A 10,285-nucleotide genomic window follows, 5' to 3' on the forward strand; every position below is an offset into this window, starting at 1 on the left:
GAAAAGTCCGTTTATTTTAAAGACTTTTACAGCACTTTGACTTATTTGTCGAGTGACTAGCTGGCTCATGCCGTTTATACAGAGGCTATGAGACAAGCGTTCTGGTTTGAATAATAAGCGAAATCTATACAACAGATAAATTACCATGCTTTTTTACAACTGTCAAATAGTCCTTGTAAACTATCCAGAAAACACAAAGAATCTCTGTAACACGAAAAATCCCTAATTTATTTGGTTTCCGATAAATTCTCAACATCCACTACTTTAAAATGCTTGCTTTCTAAAGCCGCAATAATTTTATCACACATCTCTTGATCAACCTCTTTAGGTAAGGTGACTAGCGTTCTACGGACAAATTGCTCATTATCCAAATCTAAAGTGATACAGCTGGCAATACTAGTATATTTTGAAATAATTTTACCAATCATTGCAAATTCGCCACGTTTACCTGGGGAGGCAATCGTCAATACATAACTACCTTGATTAATATTCCAAGACTGTGACAGCATGTTTAATAAAGAACTGTGCGTTAAAATACCATAAAATTGATTTCTTTCATCTAAAACTGCAATATAAGGCAATTCCTTAATCGTAAAGAATACTTTAAAAAATGAAGAATCTAAATAAATGAATTTCGTTGCGTTTTTCAAAAGATAGGTAACTGGCAAATCCAAATCGCCTCCATTAGCAATATGACGATAGATATGCATCTTATAAATATTTCCACGAAAAATACGACCAGTTTCATCTAAAATAGGGACACAACGGAAACCAGACTCCTCTAAAATAGCCAAAGCTTCTTTTAAGGTGTTGGTTTCTTTAACAGTTGTTAGATTTTCTTTTTTATAAACCATTGATTTTAATAACATAGCAAATCACCTATTCTTTCCTTTAATCTCAATACTATCATAACATAGTTTCACTAAAATGAATACAAGAAGACTATGTTTTTACACATTCATCCCATAGAATGTTATAGAATCTAACATAGAATAAATCGGTTGCAAAGAGCAAAAAATCTAGTACATAAATAAAATTTACAGCACAATACTTTTATCTGATGACTCTTCCATGCTATAATAAGCAGGATTAATAAAAAAATGGAGTGGTTAACAAGTAATTATGGAAATCTTTTATCATGTCTTGATCAACCCTAATTCCGGTGGTGGCAATGGACGGATAGTGGGCGAGAAGATTATCGATTATCTCTCTGAGCATCAGTTAGCCTTTGACGTACGCTTTACGGGATATCCGGACCATGAACGCCAATTCATCAGAGAACTCGCTCAAACCACCTTACGTGAATATCAACCAGAAGATCAAAGCAACCAACCCTACCCACTCTTACTGATTATCGGTGGAGATGGTACAATTCATCAAGTGGTAAACGAGCTCTATCGCTTAAAAAAACAGTTCCCAATTGCTTATATTCCTGCTGGATCTGGTAATGATTTTGCCCGTGCATTAAATCTACCAAAAGATCCTGTAGCAATTATCGAACATATCCATCAAAATACGCAGCCAACCTTTTGTCATATCCTTCACTATGATGAAGCTATTTATGGAGAAGAGGGTTTGGCTTTAAATAATGTTGGTATTGGTTTAGATGCAGCTATCGTATATGAAACAAATCATTCTAAAGTAAAAGATATCTTGCAAAAATTTAATTTGCTCTCATTTTCTTATTTGTCCGCGGTTATCCAAACTTTAGTCAAACAACGAAGCTTTCCAATACTAGTAGAGGCAAATGGGCAAACTTATAATTTTAAAAAAGCTTATCTATGCACAACTTCCAATCATCCTTATTTTGGTGGGGGGATTCCGATTGCGCCGAAAGCTTCTGTTTTTCAAAATAAACTGGATTTAATTATTATTGAAAAACCTTCTATGCTTTTAGTTCCTTGGATTGCTTTTAAAATTTTTACTAGAAAACATCTGGAAGCAAAATTTTGCCATTATATTCAAGCAAATAAAATTAAGATTGTCTCAACTATAGCTCAGCACGGTCAAGCTGACGGCGAGGAATTAGGTGAACGTTCTTATGATATTACTTTTGATCTAATTGAACAGCCTTTTTGGTTTTAATCAACAAAAAAACTCAAGCACTTCAATCTATTCCAAATGATTAAAGGCTTGAGTTTTTTATTTTAACTAGGCAATTTGCGCAATGGCTGGCTTACTACCATCTTGGATAAAGAATACTTGATACCAAGTCAGGAAAGTAAAAATGGTCCAAATTTTGCGACGTTCATCTACAACACCAGCATAGTTATCATCTAGTAAACGTAAAATAGCTTCTTGATTGAAGAATTCACGAACAAAATCTTGGCTAAACAATTGACGGACATGTTTGTAATATTTTTCCTCACGCAACCAATCTTTAATCGGCACTGGGAAACCAATTTTTTCACGGTTATACCACTCTTCTGGTAAGTGACGACTAGCTGCTTGACGAAAAGCAAATTTCGTATTGACTTCATTGATAAGATATTTCGTTGGTACTTTTTCAGCCGTACGCATCACTTCAATATCAAGTAAAGGCACTCGTAATTCTAAAGAATGGGCCATCGACATTTTATCTGCTTTTAGTAAGATATCTTTTGGCATCCATTGGTGAATGTCCAAATATTGCATCTTTCTAATCTCACTACGATCAATCACCTTACGATATTGCTCATCTACAATTTGTTTCACAGTAGGACTTGTTTGATATTTAGGCTGTAAATAGCTCAAGGTTTCCGCTTCTTCAAAAACCTTCGCTTGTCCGATAAAGAAGTCCTCTGCTGGCGCTAAATTGGTATATAAATGTAAGCTACCGTGAAATTGCTTATTTTTAATTGCACTAGCAATGAAATAGCGCGCGCGTTTTGGCAATTTTTTCAATCCTTGTGTAAACACACGAATAGCTTTAGAACGAGTGTAGAAACCATAGTTAGCATAACCAGCAAATAACTCGTCTGCTCCTTCTCCACTCAATACTACGCGCACATCGCGACTAGCTAATTCTGCTAGGAAATATAAAGGTACGCAAGAAGGATTAGAATCTGGTTCATCTAAATGATATTGGATACGTGGAAACATCTCAAAGGCTTCTTCACCTTTAATCACTGTAGAGGTGTTATTAAGACCAATCATATCCGTTAACTGACGAGCTTGCACAGATTCATTATAGCTTTCATCCCCAAAACCAATCGAATAAGAATGCTCTGGACGTAAAACACTAGTTACATAGCTTGAATCTACCCCACTAGAAAGAAATGAACCTACCTCAACATCAGCAATTTGATGCGCAGCAATGGACTTAAGGACTGTATCATCAATTAAATCGACTGTTTCTTCTAATGTCATATTTTGTTCATTATCTTTTACATCCCAATATTGTTCAATTGTTAATTCACCTTGATGATAAGTGAAATAGTGCCCTTCTTTGATTCGGAAAACGCCTTTGAAGAAAGTTTCATCTAAAGCAGAATATTGGAAAGTCATATAAGGCTTTAAGGCTTCAGTATTTAGCTCTTTAACAAAATCTGGATGCTTTAAAAAGCTCTTAATTTCAGAACCATACATAAAAGTCCCATTCATTTGTGCATAATAAAAAGGCTTGATACCAAAATGATCTCGTGCACCAAATAAAGTTTGTGTCTTTGTATCCCAAATAACAAAAGCAAACATCCCCCGAACCTTTTGTAAAAGCTCAGTCCCCCATTCTTCATAACCATGCAATAAAACTTCTGTATCTGCATGAGTCTTAAAGATATGACCAGCTTGTTTTAATTGTTCGCGAAGTATTTGATGATTATAAATTTCACCGTTAAAGGTAATGACTTTCGTACCATCTTCATTATAAATCGGCTGCGTACCACCCTCTAAGTCAATGATACTTAATCGTCTGAAACCTAATGCCGCACCACTGTCCACATGTTCACCACTACTATTTGGTCCACGGTGAATAATGGTATCCATCATCGCATTAACAATTTTTTTCTTTTCTGTAAGATCGGCTTGTTGATTAATAAATCCTACAATTCCACACATATACTTCCCTCTCTTATCTATCGGAAAAAGTCAATACTGACTCTAACTTAAATTTTTAGCAATCGTAACTAGTATAGCATATCTAAATGAGGCTTTCATTAGGTTTCTGAAAATGCATAGGTATTTTTAGAATATCTTAAGACAAAAAAAACTCACTAAACAAATAGGGAAAAGAAAGTTTAGTGAGTCAGATAAACAATTTATGAAATTAGATGTTACCTTTTACGTTTAATTCTTTAGTATTGCCGTCAGCTAAAGCTTCTTCAATTTGTTCGAGTGTATATCCACGAGTTTCAAATACGAATTTTTGAACAAATATAACAGCAATCATACACACAATACCGAAAATGATAAATAAAACTTGATCTCCTAGGCTATGTTCTAGCACTGGGAAACTTACAGAAACCGTCCAGTTAGCTGCCCAGTTTACAAGTGAAGCAATCCCTACAGCTAATCCACGAACTTTTAATGGAAAGACTTCCCCGATCATTACCCACATTACTGGTCCCCAAGTTGCACAAAAACTTGAGATATAAGTCGCAATAAAAATAAAAGTTAATAAATGGAAGCCATTGTTATTTGCTTCTACATGAAAGGCAAATGATAAGGCAAAGAAAGAAAGCCCCATAGCCAATGCACCGAATGTTAAGACAGTCCTACGTTTAAAACGATCCATATAAAAAGCAGCTATGGCAGTTACAATAACATAAAATATGCCTAAAATAATTTGTGTTTTAATAGCAGAAGTACTATCTGAACCGCCACTCATTAAAATACGTGGTGCATAGTAGAAAACGGTATTACATCCCATCCATTGCTGTAAAATAGCTAAACCAAAAGCTACCACAATTGATGGTCTAATCCATGCAGAGAACAATTCACCGATACTACCTTGCTCAATTTTTGATTGTTCTTCAATTTCTTTAATTTCAGCCTCAGTTTCTTGTTTAGTACGAATATTCAATAAAATTTCTCTAGCTTTTTCTACCTTACCAATTTTTACCAAATATCGTGGAGATTCAGGTAATAGAATGCCACCAATAAATAAAATAGCGGCCGGCACAGCTGCAAAACCTAACATTAAACGCCAACCGATTGGTGATAAACGCCAAACATAATTAGCAATATACGCAATTAACATTCCAATCATAATCATCAACTGATTTAAAGAAGAAAGGCTACCACGTTGACTTGCAGGGGCTAATTCAGCTAAATACATTGGAACTAATGCACTAGCTCCTCCCACAGCAACACCGAGGAATAGACGAGAGACATTTAAAATGAACACATTAGGGGCAACCGAACAACCCAAAGCACCTAGAAGAAAGATTAAGGCTGTGAGCATCACCATTTTTTTTCGTCCGTATTTATCCGATAAAGGCGAAATTAAAACAGCACCTACAATGGCTCCAATCAATACACAACTAACTACAAAACCAATTTCCGCCTCATTCAAGTGAAAATCTTGTTGAATAAATAATTGTGCACCAGCAATAACACCAGTATCGTAGCCGAATAATAAACCACCTAATGCACCAAAAAAGTAAATCAAATTTTTTGATAGCTTCATTTCCTATATCCCTCCTAAAAATCTTTTGTTGCTTGATAAATTTGTTGCCATTTTTGATAAACTGCTTGATAAATTGCTACATTTTCTTTATTTGGTGTGAAAGTCGCTTGTTTATAATCAACAAAAGTTTTGATTAAATCTTCTACCGTTTCAAACCAACCTAAGCCCATTGCAGCAATCATACAAGCACCTAAACCAGGACCTTGTTCGACGGATAAACGAATCATTTCTGCATCGAAAATATCTGCCTGCATTTGCATCCAATCTGGATTTTTCGCACCGCCACCAACAGAGATTAATTTTTTAAATTTCTTCTGTTTGGCTTGTTCCATAATCATCTGCGAATCCTTCAAACTAAAAGTAATCCCTTCCATGACTGCTCGTGCAAAATGATTAAATGTATGCTTAGTATCAATACCAATAAAACTACCTCTAACTTGACTATCAATGTGTGGAGTACGTTCACCAGCAATATATGGGGTAAACATTAACCCATCAGAGCCTGGAGCGATTTGATAAACATCTTTTAGCATATCTTCAAAGCTTATTCCCTTAGCAAAGGTTTCTTTAAACCAACTTAAAGAATTACCAGCAGCTAAGGTTACGCCCATTGAATAATATTTATCTTCAATAACGTGATTAAAGAAATGAAGCTTGCCTTGATAATCAGCGACCTTATCTTCAAAAGAACTAAAAACACCACTCGTTCCAATTGAAACCAACCCAATTTCATCATCAGCGATTCCTGAAGCTAAAGCAGCACAAGCATTGTCGGCACCACCGGCAAAGACACTCACTTCATTTTTGATATTATAACGCTTACAAATTTCTTCTTTAACGATCCCTACACGATCCATTGACGGAATCAGTTTTGGTAAAATATCCTTTGAAATAGCAAATTGATTTAAAATTTCATCCGACCAAGCTCTTTTTTGAATATCTAATAATAATGTACCTGCCGCATCACTATATTCCGTACAAATTTCGCCGGTAAACCAAAAAGATAGATAATCCTTTGGTAGCATGATTTTTTTCACTTTTTGCCAAATAGCCGGTTCATTTTCTTGTAGCCATAGAATTTTTGGTAAAGTGAAACCTTCTAAAGCAATATTTTGGGTAATTGAAAGCAAACGTTCACCAAATGTTGACATAATTTGTTCGCACTGCTTAGTTGTACGCACATCATTCCATAAAATTGCAGGATAGGCTGGTTTAAAATCAGCATCTAAGGTTACCAATGAGTGCATTTGTCCAGAAAAACTAATTCCTGCTAATTTTTCACCAAAATCAGATACTGCAATTGAAAGCTGTGTCAATACATCCTCACAAGCGACCACCCAATATTCTGGGCGTTGTTCTGAATAACCATTCGCTGGTGTATCAATTCCATAACCACTAGATTTTTCGCAGATTACTTGACCTGCTTCATCCATCAATATTCCTTTTAAACTACTTGTTCCTAAATCGATTCCTAAAACATAACTCATTTATATCCCTCATTTAATCAGAATATGCAGTTTGTATTGATACACTGCGATATTCAATTCTTCAAAGGGCTTCCTTTATAACGCTTACAAAGAAGCCCTTAATGTCAGTTTGTTGTCATTACTTTATTGATTTTGTCATTACTATTACTTGTTTACTATCTTTGTTGAATGAATGTTTGAAAATTATTCTACTATTATATTAGAATAAATAGTCATTTAGACGATTCTTCACATATTCGATGTGACTTGATTCCATTTTAATATCATCATGTTTCAAAGCATATGCAGTTAAACTTTCTAAATCTTCTTCATCAGCCACGATTTTCGCACCGATACCTTCTTTATATGAAGCATAACGTTTTTCTTTGATATCATCGAAGAAACGTTCTTCTTTTAATTTCGCAGCATTCTTAAGTGCGCGAGCAAAAGTATCCATACCAGCAATATGCGCTAATAATAAGTCTTCCATTTCAAAAGCTGAACGACGAACTTTTGCATCAAAGTTAACCCCACCAGGAGCAATGCCACCGTTTTCTAGAATTTCATACATTGCTAAAGTCACATCATAAACGTTTGTAGGGAATTCATCCGTATCCCAGCCTAATAATACATCACCTTGGTTGGCATCGATTGAACCTAAAGCATTGTATGAACGTGCAACGCATAATTCATGTTCAAAGGTATGACCAGCTAAAGTTGCATGGTTAGCTTCTAAGTTTAATTTGAAGTCATCTTGTAAACCATATTTTTGAATAAAGGCCATTGTTGTTGCCGCATCAAAATCATATTGGTGTTTAGTTGGTTCTTTTGGTTTTGGTTCAATTAAGAATTGAGGTTTGTGACCAATTTTTTCACCATATTTAACTGCCATCTTGAACAAACGAGCAATGTTATCTTGTTCAAATTTCATGTCAGTATTTAATAGTGTTTCGTAACCTTCACGACCACCCCAGAATACATAGTTTTCACCATTTAATTTTTTGCTAATATCTAAGCCTTTTTTAATTTGCGCAGCTGCATAAGCAAAAACATCAGCATTATTTGATGAAGCAGCACCATTTACGAAACGTGGATGACTGAAAAGATTTGCTGTATTCCATAATAATTTGATTCCTGTTTGATCCATCTTTTCTTTGATTAAATCAGTAATTTCATCCAAGTTTTGTAAAAATTCTTCTAATGAATTACCTTGTGGTGCAATATCCACATCATGGAAACAGAAGAATTCAGCGCCTAATTTTTGTAAGATTTCAAAAAACGCTTCCACACGATTTTTAGCTGTTTCCATTTCTGTTGCTCCAAACCAACTTCTTTGGTTGACAGCTACACCAAATGGGTCTGAACCATCTTGAGTCATTGTATGCCAATAGGCTACCGCAAAACGAAGATGATCTTTCATTGGTTTACCCAAAACTAATTCGTCAGCGTTATAATGTCTGAACGCAAACATATTCGTTGTATTTGGTCCTTCATATTTGATTTTGTCTACATTTGGAAAATAAGTGGTCATTACTTATACCCTCCTAAAAAATTTTTTTCTTTACATCGGTTAGTTAGTACGATAAACTAACTTACACCAAGAATAATAGCACTAATAAATAAAATGTCAAGCGATTTCAAAAAAATTTTTAATCGTTTACATTTATAATTTTTTAGAAATACTTTATAATAAAGATAATTTATTGGGGGGAAGCCTATGATATCAAGTAAATATACGATTCGTGAACAAAATCAAGCCAAGCTTTTAAGAGAAATTATTCAATCTCAAGAAATTTCTCGGGCAGATCTTGCTCAAGTGACTGGACTAAACAAGGCATCTGTCTCCGAAATCATCAAAGATTTACTAGAACAACATTTCATTTTTGAAACGCGAATTGGTAATGCTTCAACAGTTGGCGGCAGAAAACCAATTCTACTTACCTTTAACAAATGTGCTGCCACGGTGATTTCTATCGATTTAGGACCAGATTACATTGAAGGCATGTTTGCCTATATTGACGGCACAGTTATTTGTTCAATCTCAAAAAAAGAAATTTTTATTTGTCAAAAAAATGTACTCTCTCTTTTGCGTGAAGTCATCGAAACAATGATGAAAAAACAACCGGTCACTCCACATGGTATCGTTGGGATTGCGCTAGCTATCCACGGAATTGTTTTTGAAAACGAAATTCGTTTTACACCTTACTATGATTTGGATCAAATGAATTTACAACAGCAGCTGAGCGAGCTGTTTCATTTACCTGTCTATCTAGAAAACGAAGCCAATCTTGCGGCTTTAGGTGAATATACTTTTATCAGTCAAGCTGATAATCTACTTAGTATTAGTGTCCATAGTGGGATTGGGGCTGGGATTGTTCAGGATGGGGTATTAATCACTGGAAAAAATGGCGAAGCTGGTGAAATTGGCCACAGTATTCTCTATCCGGATGGTAAATTATGTCCATGTGGGAATCATGGGTGTTTAGAACAATACGCTTCACATCAGGCACTTTATAAAAAAATTAAAGAACAGCTGAATTTAGATATAGTCAACTCAGATATTGTTCAGGAATTCTATCGTAAACAACATCCTGTTATCCAAGATTTGATTCACGAAAATGTGCATCTACTAAGTATCGGTATCAATAATGCAATTATGGCCTTTAGCCCTGAGGTAATCGTGATTAATAGCTCTATTTATCGCAAAATTCCTGGTTTAATTGCAGCTATCAAAAAAAATCTACCCAGTCGTTTTGCCAAAGAAAACATTATCCGTAACACCCTTTTGGATGATAAAGCGATTCTTTACGGAGGCTTTGCTTTAGTCGCGCAAGCATTTTTAAATATCCAAAATCTTAAACTAACTTTGGAACAAGCACAATAAAAATTTAACACGCACTAAAAATGCACCTTCAAAGCGCTCATTTTGAAGGTGCATTAAAATTTTCTCATCATTTTGATATTAGTGATTTTTTCTTTTAAAGAAAATCAGTATAGAAATTAACAGTGAAGTGATTCCTAAAATCAGGCTATTTCCTTTTTGATAGCCCGTTTTCGGTAAAAGTGATGACTGCTTATTTGATATTTTATCAACTGTTTGAATTGATTCGACACTACTATTGGATGATTGCACATCTACTACTATTGCCTTGTTCGATTCTTCTATGCCCTCACCTGTAGTTGGTGTTTCTCCTTCTGTTGGTGTAGTCGGATT

The 10,285-nt window shown here is 35.0% G+C and carries 8 protein-coding genes; 2 read left to right on the forward strand and 6 right to left on the reverse strand.

Features of this window, described 5'->3' with window-relative positions:
* Window positions 1-227: 227 nt before the first annotated feature.
* Entirely contained in the window at window positions 228-869 is a 642-nt protein-coding gene (gene cbpA / locus RK02_RS06135; protein WP_016183385.1) for a cyclic di-AMP binding protein CbpA, read from the reverse strand.
* Between the two features lie 253 nt (window positions 870-1,122).
* On the opposite strand from cbpA, the gene RK02_RS06140 reads away from it, so the two are divergent.
* Window positions 1,123-2,085 (forward strand): diacylglycerol/lipid kinase family protein, encoded by a 963-nt coding sequence (locus tag RK02_RS06140; protein ID WP_016183386.1) that lies wholly within the window; start codon window positions 1,123-1,125, stop codon window positions 2,083-2,085.
* 66 nt (window positions 2,086-2,151) lie between these two features.
* Here the strand turns inward: RK02_RS06140 and asnB are convergent, their stop codons facing one another.
* The 4 genes from asnB to xylA all read right to left on the reverse strand — a co-directional run bounded on the left by asnB (window position 2,152) and on the right by xylA (window position 8,602).
* Window positions 2,152-4,035: an asparagine synthase (glutamine-hydrolyzing) gene (asnB, locus tag RK02_RS06145; RefSeq protein ID WP_016183387.1), complete on the reverse strand. Its 1,884-nt coding sequence runs from the start codon at window positions 4,033-4,035 to the stop codon at window positions 2,152-2,154.
* 208 nt (window positions 4,036-4,243) lie between these two features.
* Window positions 4,244-5,605, reverse strand: coding sequence for a sugar porter family MFS transporter (locus RK02_RS06150; RefSeq protein ID WP_016183388.1), 1,362 nt, complete (start codon window positions 5,603-5,605; stop codon window positions 4,244-4,246).
* 14 nt (window positions 5,606-5,619) lie between these two features.
* Window positions 5,620-7,092: a xylulokinase gene (xylB, locus tag RK02_RS06155; RefSeq protein WP_016183389.1), complete on the reverse strand. Its 1,473-nt coding sequence runs from the start codon at window positions 7,090-7,092 to the stop codon at window positions 5,620-5,622.
* 199 nt (window positions 7,093-7,291) lie between these two features.
* Entirely contained in the window at window positions 7,292-8,602 is a 1,311-nt protein-coding gene (gene xylA, locus RK02_RS06160; RefSeq protein WP_016183390.1) for a xylose isomerase, read from the reverse strand.
* A 186-nt stretch (window positions 8,603-8,788) separates the two neighbouring features.
* Here xylA and RK02_RS06165 point away from each other — a divergent pair, with 186 nt between their 5' ends.
* The gene (locus RK02_RS06165; protein ID WP_016183391.1) at window positions 8,789-9,955 is read left to right on the forward strand and encodes an ROK family transcriptional regulator; all 1,167 of its coding nucleotides are present in this window, start codon (window positions 8,789-8,791) and stop codon (window positions 9,953-9,955) included.
* 78 nt (window positions 9,956-10,033) lie between these two features.
* Here the strand turns inward: RK02_RS06165 and RK02_RS12350 are convergent.
* Window positions 10,034-10,285 (reverse strand): LPXTG cell wall anchor domain-containing protein (locus tag RK02_RS12350; RefSeq protein ID WP_016183392.1); only part of this gene is annotated, 252 nt, incomplete at its 5' end.

Origin of the sequence: Enterococcus columbae DSM 7374 = ATCC 51263 (assembly GCF_000406925.1) — a bacterium.
GTDB lineage: Bacteria > Bacillota > Bacilli > Lactobacillales > Enterococcaceae > Enterococcus_E > Enterococcus_E columbae.